This window comes from Rhizobium sp. L1K21 (assembly GCF_024055895.1).
Taxonomy (GTDB): Bacteria; Pseudomonadota; Alphaproteobacteria; order Rhizobiales; family Rhizobiaceae; genus Ensifer_A.
Map to the genome: position 1 here is coordinate 1,438,316 of NZ_JAMXLE010000001.1, position 13,932 is coordinate 1,452,247.

Sequence of the window (13,932 nt, forward strand, 5' to 3'; positions counted from 1 at the left end):
CATTCCTATTCCTGAAGATGACATCAATGTGGGCGGCTCGTTTGGGGATGGCGAAGGACCGCACCGCTATGACGACCGCGCTGTGGTGGTCGTTCCGCTTCTAAAGAGCAACAGCCGCGACAATACAGCGACAGGGCGCACGCCCGAGGCCAAGCTCGAAGAGGCTTGCGGCCTGGCGCGGGCCATTGATCTTGATATTTCCGCATCCCTGATTGCAACCGTTTCCCAGCCACGTCCGGCCACGCTTCTCGGACAAGGCAAAGTTGACGAAATCCGTGCATTGCTGGATGAGCATGACGCGGGGCTGGTGATCGTGGATCATCCACTGACACCGGTCCAGCAGCGCAATCTGGAGCGCGAGTGGAAAGCCAAGGTGATTGACCGCACAGGGCTTATCCTTGAGATATTCGGTCGGCGTGCATCGACCAAGGAAGGCCGGCTGCAGGTCGATCTTGCCCATCTCAACTATCAGAAGGGCCGGCTGGTTCGAAGCTGGACGCACCTTGAGCGTCAGCGCGGCGGTGCGGGCTTCATGGGTGGTCCGGGCGAAACGCAGATCGAGGCCGACCGTCGTATCCTGCAGGACAAGATCGTGAAGCTGGAGCGCGAACTGGAACAGGTTCGCCGCACCCGCACATTGCACCGGGCAAAGCGCAAGAAGGTGCCTCATCCCATCGTGGCACTGGTTGGTTATACGAATGCGGGCAAATCGACGCTGTTCAACCGCATCACCGGTTCCGGCGTGCTGGCCGAGGACATGCTGTTTGCGACGCTTGACCCGACGCTGCGGCGGTTGAAACTGCCACAGGGGCGGATGATTATTCTTTCCGACACTGTGGGTTTCATTTCCGACCTGCCGACCCATCTGGTGGCGGCGTTCCGTGCGACGCTGGAAGAGGTGCTGGAGGCAGACCTTATCTTGCATGTCCGTGACATGTCGGACCCGGATGCGGCTGCGCAGGCCGGTGATGTCATGCGTATTCTCGGTGATCTGGGCATTGAGGGTGCAGAGGCGCAGTCGCGCATTCTGGAAGTCTGGAACAAGATCGACCGGCTGGATGCTGCCGCGCGCGAGGCGCTTTCGGAAAAAGCTGCAACCGCACCTGACATTGTTGCGATTTCGGCTATCACAGGCGAAGGCGTGGACGGCCTGCTGAACGAAATCGGTGAGCGGATCTCGGGTGTTCTGACAGAGACGACTGTCGTTGTTTCGCCCGAACGCATGTCGCTTTTGCCATGGCTTTACGAGCATGCCATTGTCGATGGGCGCGAAGATCTGGAAGACGGCTCGGTGAGCCTTGATATCCGCATTGCTGCCGCCGAATCGGGCGAGCTGGAGCGGCGGCTTTATTCTAGATGAGCCGCAGGCCTTTGAGGCTCGCGTGACCTTCCTTGCCGATGATGATGTGGTCGTGGACGGTAACACCGAGCGGTTTTGCCGTGTCTACGATCATTTTTGTCATGTCGATATCGGCGCGCGACGGCGTCGGGTCGCCGGACGGGTGGTTGTGAACCAGGATAATCGCCGTTGCTGAAAGTTCGAGCGCGCGTTTGACCACTTCGCGCGGGTAGACCGGCGTGTGGTCGATGGTTCCGCGCTGCTGCACCTCGTCGGCGATCAGGGCATTGCGCTTGTCGAGAAAGAGAATGCGGAATTGCTCGCGGGTTTCGTAAGCCATGGCAGCATGGCAATAGTCTATGACGGACGACCATGAGGAAAGAACCTTCTTGCCCTTGATCTCGCTCTTTAGCATGCGGTGCGCCAGCGCCGACATCAGTTTGAGATCGACTGCGACCGTTTCACCAATACCTTTGACTTCCTGCAGCAGTTTGAGGTCTGCGCCAAATACGCCACCCAGCGTGCCAAAACGATCAAGAAGTGCTTTGGCAATCGGCTTGGTGTCTCTGCGAGGAATTAAACGAAACAGCAGGAGTTCGAGAATTTCGTAATCGGCAAGTGCGGTGTCGCCATTTTCGCGGAAGCGCTGGCGCAATCTGTCACGGTGGCCATGATAGTGCATTTCCGGTGACTTCGAAGCCAGTGGGGCCTTTGCGAGACCGGCAGATTTGGGGCGTTGTTCGGCAAAGAAACCGCGTTCGTCTTCGACGAAGCCGTCTTCTTCGTCCGCGGGTTCTTTCTTGCCGTCGTTTGTCATAACGGCTTCCCGGATCAATCGAGGCCGGGGCGATCAAGCCCGGCAGGCGACAGGGTGAAAATCTCGCAGCCATCGGCCGTCACGCCAACGGTGTGCTCATATTGGGCTGTGAGCGAGCGGTCGCGCGTGACGGCTGTCCAGCCGTCGGAGAGAACCTTGACATGAGGGCGGCCCAGATTGATCATCGGCTCAATGGTGAAGATCATGCCTTCGCGAATTTCGGGACCATCCGAAGCGCGGCCATAGTGCAGAATGTTGGGGGCGTCGTGGAAGAGCGCGCCGACACCATGGCCGCAGAAATCGCGGACGACGGAGCAGCGTTGTGCTTCTGCATAGGTCTGGATTGCTTCGCCGATTGCGCCGGTGCGCACTCCCGGCTTAACCACTTCGATCCCCCTCATCAAACATTCGTGCGTGACTTCCATCAGGCGGATGCCTGCCCGTTTGACATTGCCGACCGGGTACATGCGGCTGGAATCGCCATGCCAGCCGTCCAGAATGAAGGTAACATCGACATTGACGATATCGCCGTCCTTCAGCGGTTTGTCATTCGGGATGCCGTGGCAGACGACGTGATTGATCGAGGTGCAGGATGACTTGGTATAACCGCGATAATTGAGCGTTGCGGGAAGCGCGCCGTGATCCATGCCGAATTCGAAGACAAAGTTGTCGATGGCTTCGGTTGTTACGCCGGGCTCTATTATGGGAACCAGTGCATCAAGACAACGTGCGGTGAGCTGGCAGGCCTTGCGCATGCCGTCGAATGCTTCGGGCCCATAAATGCGGATTGCACCGGTGTTTTTCAAAGGAGCTGTGGCTGCTTCGACGTAATTGACCATGAATTGCCTTTGCCGTGCGGCTTGAATCTATTCTTTTTAATCTATGCCGGGTTCGTCAACGGGGATCAAGCGGTCAGCCGTTATTTCCTCGGGCGTCAGCCGACAATTGATGGCATAGGCCTCCACACCGCGTGAAATCGCCCGGTCGAAGGCCGCGCAGTAGTTTGGATCGAGGTCGCGGCACAGTTTCACGCGGTCGCAGTCGCCGCGTTGAACGACATAGAGCATGATGGCGCGGGCACCGGCTTCGGCCATGTCTCCCAGTTCTTCGAGGTGTTTGGCGCCACGTATGGTTTTGGTGTCTGGAAATTCGGCCAGGCCCGGTTCGCGCATGAAGTGGACATTCTTGACTTCAACATAGGCGGGCGGCAGTCCATCTGCGCTGAAGAGGAAGTCGATGCGGGAATTGCGGCCATATTTTCGCTCGCGCTCAATCGTCGTGTAGCCGCTCAGAAAGGACAGTCTGCCCGATTGCCATGCTTCTTCGGCGATCTTGTTGGCGAATGAAGCGTTGATACCGACGATTGTTCCGTCGGCCTCAATCATTTGCCATGCATGGGCATATTTGCGCTTTTCGGTGGAATGAACCGACATCCAGATGCGACTGCCGGGGGCGGTCAGGCCGGCCATGGAGCCGGTATTGGGGCAGGAGCCGGTGATCTCTCTGCCGTCATGCAATATGGCGTCAAAGAGGAAGCGTTTGTATCGGGCAATGAGTTGCCCGCTGACGAGCGGTGGAACGAAATTCAAGTTGTTGCTTCAAACCCGGACACGTACGTAAGAGCCGGGTGCCTCTTCAATGGGATTGATATGCTCGCCACCGGGCGCGCGGGCGGGAACGCGCTTGTCATGTTTTGATTCAATCCAGGCATGCCAATGCGGCCACCACGAGCCCGGCGTTTCCTGCGCATGTTCGAGCCAGTCTTCATATTCACCGACCGGTTTACCGTTGGTCCAAAACTGGTATTTGCCCCCTGCGGGTGGATTGACGACGCCGGCTATATGGCCCGAGCCGGTAAGCACGTAATCGACGTCACCGCCAAAAAAACTGCTGCCATAGAAGACCGATTTCGGCGGGGCAATGTGATCTTCGCGGGTAGCGAGATTGTAAATGGGGATGGTCACGTCGGACAGATTGAGCTTTTTCCCAGCCAAAACCATCTTGCCGCGCGCCAGATTGTTTTCGAGATAGCAATTGCGCAGATAGAACGAGTGATTGGCCTCGGCCATGCGGGTCGCATCGGAGTTCCAGTGGAGCAGGTCAAAGGCGCTCGGGTCTTGTCCGCGCAGGTAATTGTTGACGAAATAGGGCCAGATGAGATCAGAAGCGCGCAGCATGTTGAACGCCATCGCCATCTGCGACCCGTCGAGATAGCCGTGGGTTTTCATCGATGTTTCCACGGCTTCAATCGTGTCCTCATCGGCAAAAACCTTCAGGTCGCCTGCATAGGTGAAGTCGACCTGTGTGGCAAAGAAGGTTGCGGTGCGGATGCGCTTATCACCCTCGGCGGCATGGAGCGCGAGTGTGGCGGCAAGCAATGTTCCACCCACGCAGTAGCCGATGGCATTGACCTTTTTTTCGCCCGTTGCCTTTTCAATCGTATCGAGCGCAAAGCCGATGCCTTCACGGGCGTAGGATTCCCAATCCTTCTTGCGATGCCGTTCATCCGGGTTGACCCAGGAAATCACGAAGACAGTGTGGCCCTGTTCCACACACCACTTGATGTAGGACTTCTTCTCGTTGAGATCGAGAATGTAGAATTTATTGATCCAGGGCGGGCAGATGAGAAGCGGGCGCTTGAGAACCTCTTCGGTGGCTGGTTCGTATTGAATGATCTGGCATACATCGTTTTCGGCGATGACCTTGCCCGGTGTGACGGCAATATTTTCCCCGATGGCAAATTTGCTCGAATCAACCTGGCGCAAGCGAAGGTCGCCCTTGCCGGAAACAATGTCTTCAGCCAGCATTTTCATGCCGCGAACGAAGTTTTCGCCGTTCGATGCCATCGCCTCGCGATAGACGGTCGGGTTGGTGACTGCAAAATTGGCCGGCGACAGGGCAGCCGAGATCTGCCTTACATAAAATTCGGCCTTGTGTTTGGTGTGCTCGTCCAATCCTTCAGTGTCGGCAACCAGCTTTGCTGCCCAGGCCGTTGTGATGAGATAGGCCTGTTTGAGAAACTCGAAAAACGGAACCCGGTCCCAATCTTCATCGGGAAAGTTCTTGTCAGGTTTGGCTGACGGCTTTTCCGCTTGGTTTGTGTCGGAAAACCTCTGCAGGTTTTTTGTCCAAAGCTGGAAAAAACTGGCAAAGAGATAGGTTTGGGCTTCCAGTGTGCGCCGGGGGTCTGCGAGCCAATATTCGGCGACCTTGGAGAAGGTCTTGACCATATCAGCCAGCGGTTCGGCAACAAGGTCGGCTTTTTCGCCCTTTTCACGCGGTTCCAGCCATGCGGACGCTGCCTTGCCAAGATTTTCGGCGGCGCGTGCCAGATTGAGCGCCATGGCTTCGGGATCCTTGAGCGTGAAGGCCTCCATGGCCTTGGCGTCGAAGGACTTGAAGGGGTTTGTTCCACCCGTCTCGTTCTTCTCACCGCTCACGTTCGTTCCTCCCAGAACATTCTTTTTATGTCGTTTTTACATTGTGCCGAAAAAAGGCTACAACTTCCACAGAGATTTGTGCGACTGGTTAAACTCCGTGGTGCGTTTACAATACAGCAAAAGCAGTCTCGGGAAACCGGTTATGCAGGAGATACGTCATTGTTTGGAAGATTGTCGTGCGTCATGTCGTCGTTGGCGCTGACATTGGGGTTGCTGGCCGGCTGTACGAGTACCGAAGATGTCCTGGGGACCGCCACAACGGGTGTTGACGGCAATACGGTGAGAATGACGGGGACCTATCCAAGTCTCGGTGACCCGCTCGAGGCGGCCAATGCCCAGTTGAGCGATGAAGAGGCGGCGGCTTTGGGCGGAAAACTGGAAGCGCTTGCCTCGGCCAGACAGGGGCTAACAACGTCTAACGCCGACTATCAAAAGCGTGCTGCGGCACTGAAAAAACTTGGCCAGGAGCATGGCGCTGCGGCGGCAAACGATATTGAGAATTAGCGCTTGATTTTCGCCGAAATTGCAGATTAAGCGTGCCCTTAGGGAGGCGGACCCGAAAGCCTTGCAAATGCGCGGCTGAGGGGTTGGGTCAGGGGCTTGCTCACGACCGTTTTCCTTACCTTCAAGTCCTGGTGATCTGGACGTTCCAAAGCGGAGCGGCTCAAGAGGTTAGAGATAGATGGAAGAATTTCACAAGGTCCGGCGTTTGCCGCCATACGTTTTCGAACAGGTGAACCGTTTGAAGGCGAGCGCGCGAGCGGCGGGTGCCGACATCGTCGACCTCGGCATGGGCAATCCCGATCTGCCAACCAACCAGTTTATCGTCGATAAGCTGATCGAGACAGTTCAGCGGCCCGATACGCATGGTTATTCTGCGTCCAAGGGAATTCCAGGGCTGCGACGCGCGCAGGCAAATTATTATGAGCGCCGTTTCGGTGTGAAGCTGAACCCTGACACACAGGTGGTGGCGACCCTTGGCTCGAAGGAAGGCTTTGCTAATATGGCCCAGGCCATCACCGCGCCGGGCGATGTGGTGCTCTGCCCCAATCCTTCCTATCCGATCCACGCTTTCGGCTTTCTCATGGTCGGCGGTGCGATCCGCTATATTCCCGTTGAGCCGGATGACGAATTCTTCCGGGCCCTGGAGCGGGCGATCATTCATTCGATCCCGAAACCCATCGCCATGGTGATCTGCTATCCGTCCAATCCGACGGCAACCGTGGTGGAACTCGAATTCTACAAGGAGGTTGTGGCCTTTGCGAAGAAGCACGATGTTTTCGTGCTCTCTGACTTGGCCTATTCGGAAATCTACTTCGACGGAAAGCCTACCCCGTCTATCCTGCAGGTGCCGGGCGCGATGGATATCGCTGTGGAATTCACATCCATGTCGAAGACATTTTCGATGGCGGGCTGGCGTATGGGATTTGCGGTCGGCAATGAGCGGCTGATTTCGGCGCTGACCCGTGTCAAATCCTATCTTGATTATGGTGCTTTCACGCCGGTGCAGGTGGCGGCAACGGCGGCCCTGAACGATCCGGACATCGACAAGCACATTGACGAAGTGCGTCAGACCTACAAGCGTCGGCGGGATGTTCTGGTGGACAGCTTTGGCCGCGCCGGCTGGGATGTGCCGCCGCCGGCAGCCTCCATGTTCGCCTGGGCGCCCATTCCGGAGAAATTCAAGCATCTTGGCAGCCTGGAGTTTTCAAAGCTCCTGATCGAAAAGGCCGATGTGGCGGTTGCACCGGGTATCGGATTTGGCGAGCATGGCGATGGCTTCGTGCGTATCGCCCTTGTGGAAAATGAGCATCGCATTCGTCAGGCTGCGCGCAATATCAAGCGTTTCCTGGGAACGGCGGACGAAACGCTGCACAACGTGGTTTCGCTCGACGCGCGCCGCTGATTGATGTTTCCTGGAGCTCCCGCCCTGCAGACGGGGGCTTCTCTCTTTCTTCAAGACTTCTTTTGCTGGCAGACATTCGGTTCCAGGTGTGACGCTTACAGCGAATTTGCAAATTAATGCCGCTACGCCCGCAGAGGACCCTCAAGCAGACTTGCAAAGCGCATGCTTCCTCCAATACAAGACGCTCACTTTCCCGATGGTTCCGGCTGCGGCGGTTGACCATTCGGGTGTCTTATGATGCACGGGTAACCGATCTGCGTCTGTCGAACAAACAGGAATGAACAATGGCTGATGCCCTGAAGATTGGCATTGCGGGCTTGGGCACTGTGGGTGCCTCGCTTGTCAGAGTGATCAAGGAACGTGAAAACCTGCTGACTGTCTCGTGCGGCCGGCCGATTCAGGTCGTGGCGGTGAGCGCGCGCGACCGGACGCGTGACCGTGGGATCGATATTTCCACTTTTGAGTGGTTCGACGACCCGGTTTCCATGGCTGAAAGCGCAGATATTGATGTGTTTGTGGAATTGATCGGCGGTGAGGGTGGTGCTGCTCACGCGTCCGTCGTCAAAGCGCTGTCGCGCGGTCTCCATGTGGTGACAGCCAACAAGGCGCTTCTGGCCAAGCACGGCATTGCGCTTGCTGCACAGGCAGAAGAGAAGTCGGTCATACTCAATTTTGAAGCTGCCGTTGCCGGCGGCATTCCGGTGATCAAGGTGCTGCGCGAGTCGCTGACCGGCAATACCGTCAACCGGGTGCAGGGGATTATGAACGGAACCTGCAACTATATCCTCACCAAGATGGAGGATGAGGGGCTTGGCTTTGAGGAATGCCTGGCCGAGGCCCAGCGTCTCGGCTACGCCGAAGCCGATCCGACCTTCGATATTGAAGGAAACGACACAGCACACAAGCTGGCGATCCTGACCAGCCTTGCCTTCGGTTGCGAGATTTCGTCTGACGATATCTATATGGAAGGTATCACCAATATCACCATCGAGGATATCGAGGCGGCACGAGAGCTTGGCTATGCAATCAAGCTTCTCGGGATGGCGCAGCGTGCCGAGGGGGGCATTGAACAGCGCGTGCACCCCACACTGGTGCCGCTTGATTCCGAAATTGCGCAGGTCGAAGGCGTGACCAATGCGGTTGCAATCGAATCCGATATCCTGGGTGAACTGTTGATGGCAGGCCCAGGGGCTGGCGGCAAGGCGACGGCCTCTGCCGTGCTCGGCGACATTGCCGATATTGCCAAGAGCCGCCCCGGCTTGCAAACCGCGCCGCCGCTGGGGCGTCCTGTCAAGGTGCTCGAACCTTATCGCCGCGCGCGGATGCGGGCGCATGAGGGTGGCTATTTCATCCGCCTGTCGGTGGAAGACCGGGCAGGGGTGTTTGCCAATATCGCAACGCGAATGGCCGAACACGAAATCTCGCTGGAATCGATCATGCAGCGTGGCAAGCCGGACAAGAACGGTGCGCAGACCATTATTCTGGTCACCCATGAGACGACGGAAGAATCCGTTCGCAATGCGGTTTCGCTCATCAGCGCAGAAGGCTATCTTGCGTCCAAACCGCAGGTTATTCGCATCGAAAGACCGATTGGATAATTGCATTCTGCAACATTAGACAGGAGGCCCGGCTGACATGGCGGTAAGTGCCGATCCGGTTAACCGGGCCTTTCTGGATGTGGAGAATTCCGCAAAGGGTCAGCGATGGGTGGCGCGTGCGGATGGTGCTGCGCAAAACCAGGCGCTCGCGATGTCGCAGCGTCACGGCATTCCCGAACTCGTGGCGCGCGTGCTGGCCGGGCGTGGCGTTCACGCCGATGAGGCTGAGCGGTTCCTTGATCCCACGATTCGGCAATTGATGCCTGATCCTTTTACGATGACGGATTGTGAGTTGGCCGCGCAGCGGATTGCCGATGCGGTGTCGCGCGGCGAACGTGTAGCAATCTTCGGCGACTACGATGTCGACGGGGCGTCGTCATCGGCGCTCATGTGGCGTTTTCTCCATCATTTCGGCATTGCTGCAGAAATCTATATCCCCGACCGGATATTCGAAGGTTATGGCCCCAATCCGGCAGCGATCAGCCACTTGATAGAGAAGGGCGCTCAACTGATCGTAACCGTGGACTGCGGGACTACGAGCCTGGAGGCGCTGGATGCTGCCAAAGCGCGTGGTGTTGATGTCGTGGTGTTGGACCACCATCAGGTCGGCCATAGCCTGCCGCACGCGCTGGCGATCGTTAATCCCAACCGCGAGGACGATCTTTCCGGGCTTGGTCACCTTTGCGCCGCGGGTGTCGTCTTTATGGTTCTGGTTGGCGCTTTGCGGATCCTGCGGGCGGCAGGAGACAAGCGCGCGGAAACGCTTGATCTCTTGTCCTGGCTTGATCTGGTCGCGCTGGCGACGGTGTGCGACGTGGTGCCGCTCAAAGGGCTCAACCGCGCCTATGTGGTGAAGGGACTGATTGCTGCGCGCCATCAGAACAATGCGGGCCTTGCAGCGCTTTTTCGCGTGGCGGGCCTGAGCGGGCCGGTGACACCCTATCATTTCGGATTTCTGGTTGGACCGCGGATCAATGCCGGTGGCCGCGTTGGCGATGCCGGGCTCGGAAGCCGGCTCCTGACGATGGAGGCGGGCGCGGATGTGGATGCGATCGCTGAGCAGCTCGATCAATTGAACCGCGAACGCCAGGCCATGGAGGTTGAGATGCTGGCCGAGGCGGAGGCCGAGGTGCTGGCTGCCTACGGTGATGGTAGCGGCGCTTCCGTGCTGGTGACGGCTAGCTCGACATGGCATCCCGGCGTGGTTGGTCTTCTCGCTTCACGGCTCAAGGACAAGTTTCATCGCCCTGCATTTGCCATCGCGTTTGACCCTTCGGGCAAGGGCGCCGGCTCAGGCCGCTCCATTGCGGGGTTTGATATTGGCCAGATGGTGCGCGCGGCTGTGGATGAGGGGATTCTCGTCAAGGGTGGCGGTCATGCGATGGCAGCAGGTCTGACGGTCGAAAAAGCAAAGCTCGGACAGTTGCGCGCCTTTTTCGAAGAGCGTTCGCAAAAGGCCGTGGCTGGTCTTATCGAAACGCGGGTTTTGAAGATCGATGGCGCGCTTTCCGCATCGGGCGCGACCCTGCAGCTCGTGGATCAGCTGGATCAGGCCGGTCCCTACGGGGCGGGCCATCCGCAGCCGATTTTCGCACTGCCCTCGCACACAGTGCGGGATGCGCGCCAGGTGGGCAGAGACCATGTGAAGGTGACACTTGAAAGTCCAGATGGCCGCAGCCGTCTCGACGTTATTGCCTTTCGCGCCATTGAGACGCCGCTTGGCGATCTGCTGCTCAATGCGCGCGGCCAACGTCTGCATGTGGCGGGTTCAATCAGTGCAGATCATTGGCAAGGCTCAAGGCGCATTCAGCTGCGCGTCATGGATGCAGCCAAAGCGATGTGATTTTCTTTTCTAAGACTTTGAAATAAAAGCCTATTTCTATTTTTTAGCCTGCAGTTGGTTGACTCGGTAGGATCAGTCTTGCACCTTTAACCTGTCCGGCGGGGACAAATTGGCCGGACAAGCACATGTTTTGTTTCAATTGTGTTGGGGGTTTAGGTGAAAACTAACATTAATTATTTTGCCGTGGTGGCGCTTGCTGCCATGGGAATCGTGCTTGCGTCCTGCCAGACAGAAGGCGGGGGGAATAGCACAGGCACAGGCAAGGGTCGTTGTTCTGCAGAAAATACTGCTAAGTTGATCAAGGCGATCGACATTTTGGGGGCGAGAGGGTTCAAACCCGGCGAAATCTTAAGCATCGTTGGAAAGTCGGCGGGTGAACTTGGGTGCAAACGCGATTTCTACAGTCAAGCTTGGTACAAATATTTTAACGAAAAATATCCCCAGCCCAGTGATGGAATTGCAGGGGACTCGTCCTACAATATCAAAACTGGCGCACTTTATGACTATGCCAATCCTGTTTCCGTCGCGCAGTCGATGCCTTCTTGCTATCGCAACGGAAACCCAGAGCGTGATTGCAACCCCACTTATCACCCGATGTTCGGGGACGATAAAACCTATCCCACCGACTTTTCCAAGCCAACGCGTTGCGGTCGCGATCCTGGCGGTAACAGGGTCTGCGATTATCAGATGCCACCCAGGTCCTGCCGCATGACGGCTGATTGGAAAAGAGCTTGCCGACTGAAGAAGAATGCCGTGGACTTTTGTTGGACCTACGCCAAGGGGGATATTCCGATGATCCCGGACAGCAATGTCGGTGGAATGTTCAATCTTGCCAAGGCCAAGCGCACCGATGAAGCCAAGATGACTCCAAAAGCGCCCAAAGTTCAGGGCGCCTATTGTGATCCAATCGAGAAGTTCGGTGGTTAAGGCTGACATTCTTGGAGCGTTTTTTATGGCGCTTTGAAGATCGGCCCAGGCAGTCTTCTGCCTGGGCGTAGTTTCAGAAGATTTAGCTTGCTCTGAACATTTCATAGAAGATCGAGGAGGAACGCCTTGTTTCTTGCATCATGGCTTCAGAAGCCGGCAGCGGGCTGGTTGCCGTGGCTTTTACTCGCATTCGTTCTGACGTCTATTTTTGGCTCTATGGCGCGGGCCGAGGATAACGTCTTTCAGGACGCCGGCAAGCGGGTGGCGCTGGTGATCGGCATCTCGCAATATGAGAATGCGCCCTCTCTGGTGAACCCGACAAACGACGCCGGGCTGATTGCTAAGACGCTGCGAACGCTGAAATTCGATGTTATCGAAGTGATTGATCCCTCATTGGACAATATCGCTGAAGCAAGGCGGACATTTGTCGACCGACTGGAGGGCAGCGACATTGCATTCTTCTACTATGCCGGACACGCCGTGCAGATCGACAACATCAACTATATTGTGCCGCGCGACGCACTTTTTGATCAGCCCGCGACGATTTTCACCCAATTGCAGGCGGTGACGGAAATCATTGATGAAATGGACAGGTTGGCGAAGACCAAGCTGATCGTTTTGGATGCGTGCCGGAACAATCCATTTGAGGAGATACTTGAGACCGCATTTGCCGAGGATAGCCAGGGACATTCGGTCGGCAGAGGGCTTGCTGCCATTGATCGCACAGCCAACCTTGAAAAACCTGAAAGCAGCGGCTTCAATACCTATGGCAGCGTGATTGCCTTTGCCGCCGCACCAGGCAAGACTGCAACGGATGGCGAGGGTGGTAACAGCCCCTATACGGCGGCTCTGGCGCGCGAAATGGTGCGGCCCGGTGTCGAGGTGGGTCAGATGTTCAGATCAGCGGCTGCCAACGTCGTGAAGGCGACTGCGGGCGAACAAAGACCGGAATATCTGGTGCGACTCACGGATGAGGTTTTCCTTTCGCGGCCTCAGCCATCCGATTGCGACTATTTCGCGATTGCCCCTTTCAATCAGGTTGGCATTCCAGGTGTTGAATTCGACAAGATAAAGCCCTCCAAGGCTATTCCGTCGTGTCAGGATGCGCTTGCCGAAGAGCCGGACCATCCGCGCTTCTTACACAATCTCGGTCGGGCCTATGACGCTGCGGCTCAATATGACAAGGCTGTTGAATATTACAAGAAGTCGGCAGATCTTGGCTATGTTCCTGCGTTTTCAACGCTTGGGGTGATGAACATCAATGGACAGGGGACTGAGCAGAATTTCCATGAGGGTGTGAAGCTGCTCAAGCATGCCGCAGGCCTTGGCTACCGGATGGCCAAATTGGCACTCCGCAACCAGGACTTTACCGTTCTTTTCAGGAAGGATGAATTCAAGAGGCTCCAGGCGGCGCTAAAGACAGAGGGCTATTACGATGGCCCAGTGGATGGCGACTTCGGGCCTAAATCTCTGGCTGCGTTGCGTTCATTCCAGGATGCGCATCAATTGGCGGCCAATGGCGGCACATTGGAAACGCTCGACGCACTCAACCTCATCGATGCCATACCGCATTACGAGTTGAATTGATGGCTCTTTCGAGCATAAGCAATTTTGCGGAAGTGTGGCACGCCCTAGGGGAATCGAACCCCTCTTTCCAGAATGAAAATCTGGCGTCCTAACCGATAGACGAAGGGCGCGTGCGCTTTGTGGCGGTCTTATATGCAGGCTTCCCGAATGCTGCAAGAGGGAAAACACACTTGTGCGTGATTTTTTTGAAATGGTGGAGACTGCGTGCAAATCACTTGCTTTAAAAGGCTAAAATACTTTTCTTCTCAGTGCTTAACCGAGCGAATTTAATTTCTAACATTAAGGGGGTGGCACGCCCTAGGGGAATCGAACCCCTCTTTCCAGAATGAAAATCTGGCGTCCTAACCGATAGACGAAGGGCGCGTGCGGTTTGTGGCGGTCTTATAGTCAGGCGCGCATTTTACCGCAAGCGGCAAAAGCGTATTTTTTCAAAAAACTTTCACAAAATAGCCGGCCTTCTCGTCACCGCTGAAAA

The 13,932-nt window shown here is 56.5% G+C and carries 11 protein-coding genes and 2 tRNA genes; 7 read left to right on the forward strand and 6 right to left on the reverse strand.

From position 1 onward, the window contains the following. Positions 1-28 precede the first annotated feature (28 nt). The gene (hflX, locus tag NHF56_RS06870; RefSeq protein ID WP_252802800.1) at positions 29-1,360 is read left to right on the forward strand and encodes a GTPase HflX; all 1,332 of its coding nucleotides are present in this window, start codon (positions 29-31) and stop codon (positions 1,358-1,360) included. Here the strand turns inward: hflX and radC are convergent. Genes radC through NHF56_RS06890 form a run of 4 tightly spaced genes read right to left on the reverse strand, consistent with a single transcriptional unit; the run spans position 1,353 to position 5,533 of the window. Then, entirely contained in the window at positions 1,353-2,156 is an 804-nt protein-coding gene (gene radC / locus NHF56_RS06875) for a DNA repair protein RadC (RefSeq protein ID WP_252802802.1), read from the reverse strand. The genes hflX and radC overlap by 8 nt on opposite strands. A gap of 14 nt (positions 2,157-2,170) precedes the next feature. Then, positions 2,171-2,995, reverse strand: a complete 825-nt coding sequence (map, locus tag NHF56_RS06880; RefSeq protein ID WP_252802804.1) for a type I methionyl aminopeptidase — start codon at positions 2,993-2,995, stop codon at positions 2,171-2,173. A 36-nt stretch (positions 2,996-3,031) separates the two neighbouring features. Further along, positions 3,032-3,745 carry a DNA/RNA nuclease SfsA gene (gene sfsA, locus NHF56_RS06885; RefSeq protein WP_252802806.1) on the reverse strand — a complete coding sequence of 238 codons (714 nt, stop codon included), beginning with the start codon at positions 3,743-3,745 and terminating at the stop codon, positions 3,032-3,034. Positions 3,746-3,754: 9 nt separating this feature from the next. After that, the gene (locus NHF56_RS06890; RefSeq protein ID WP_252804880.1) at positions 3,755-5,533 is read right to left on the reverse strand and encodes an alpha/beta hydrolase; all 1,779 of its coding nucleotides are present in this window, start codon (positions 5,531-5,533) and stop codon (positions 3,755-3,757) included. Between the two features lie 222 nt (positions 5,534-5,755). Here NHF56_RS06890 and NHF56_RS06895 point away from each other — a divergent pair, with 222 nt between their 5' ends. From NHF56_RS06895 to NHF56_RS06920, 6 genes are all read left to right on the forward strand, one after another. Further along, positions 5,756-6,100: an SHOCT domain-containing protein gene (locus NHF56_RS06895; RefSeq protein WP_252802808.1), complete on the forward strand. Its 345-nt coding sequence runs from the start codon at positions 5,756-5,758 to the stop codon at positions 6,098-6,100. 178 nt (positions 6,101-6,278) lie between these two features. After that, complete coding sequence (locus NHF56_RS06900; protein WP_252802810.1) at positions 6,279-7,502, forward strand: LL-diaminopimelate aminotransferase; 1,224 nt, start codon at positions 6,279-6,281, stop codon at positions 7,500-7,502. Positions 7,503-7,786: 284 nt separating this feature from the next. Continuing rightward, positions 7,787-9,100 (forward strand): homoserine dehydrogenase, encoded by a 1,314-nt coding sequence (locus NHF56_RS06905; RefSeq protein ID WP_252802811.1) that lies wholly within the window; start codon positions 7,787-7,789, stop codon positions 9,098-9,100. Between the two features lie 37 nt (positions 9,101-9,137). Continuing rightward, positions 9,138-10,943, forward strand: coding sequence for a single-stranded-DNA-specific exonuclease RecJ (gene recJ, locus NHF56_RS06910; RefSeq protein ID WP_252802813.1), 1,806 nt, complete (start codon positions 9,138-9,140; stop codon positions 10,941-10,943). A 156-nt stretch (positions 10,944-11,099) separates the two neighbouring features. After that, positions 11,100-11,870, forward strand: coding sequence for a hypothetical protein (locus tag NHF56_RS06915; protein WP_252802815.1), 771 nt, complete (start codon positions 11,100-11,102; stop codon positions 11,868-11,870). A gap of 126 nt (positions 11,871-11,996) precedes the next feature. Continuing rightward, the gene (locus tag NHF56_RS06920) at positions 11,997-13,457 is read left to right on the forward strand and encodes a caspase family protein (protein WP_252802817.1); all 1,461 of its coding nucleotides are present in this window, start codon (positions 11,997-11,999) and stop codon (positions 13,455-13,457) included. Positions 13,458-13,492: 35 nt separating this feature from the next. Here the strand turns inward: NHF56_RS06920 and NHF56_RS06925 are convergent. Both NHF56_RS06925 and NHF56_RS06930 read right to left on the reverse strand, forming a co-directional pair. Next, positions 13,493-13,567, reverse strand: a tRNA-Glu gene (locus NHF56_RS06925). Between the two features lie 178 nt (positions 13,568-13,745). Next, positions 13,746-13,820, reverse strand: a tRNA-Glu gene (locus NHF56_RS06930). Positions 13,821-13,932 lie beyond the last annotated feature (112 nt).

Coding starts and splice junctions, on each gene's coding strand:
- recJ (WP_252802813.1), top strand. CDS start 9,138: ATGGCGGTAAGTGCCGATCCGGTTAACCGGGCCTTTCTGGATGTGGAG.
- radC (WP_252802802.1), bottom strand. CDS start 2,156: ATGACAAACGACGGCAAGAAAGAACCCGCGGACGAAGAAGACGGCTTC.
- NHF56_RS06900 (WP_252802810.1), top strand. CDS start 6,279: ATGGAAGAATTTCACAAGGTCCGGCGTTTGCCGCCATACGTTTTCGAA.
- map (WP_252802804.1), bottom strand. CDS start 2,995: ATGGTCAATTACGTCGAAGCAGCCACAGCTCCTTTGAAAAACACCGGT.
- NHF56_RS06905 (WP_252802811.1), top strand. CDS start 7,787: ATGGCTGATGCCCTGAAGATTGGCATTGCGGGCTTGGGCACTGTGGGT.
- NHF56_RS06890 (WP_252804880.1), bottom strand. CDS start 5,533: ATGGAGGCCTTCACGCTCAAGGATCCCGAAGCCATGGCGCTCAATCTG.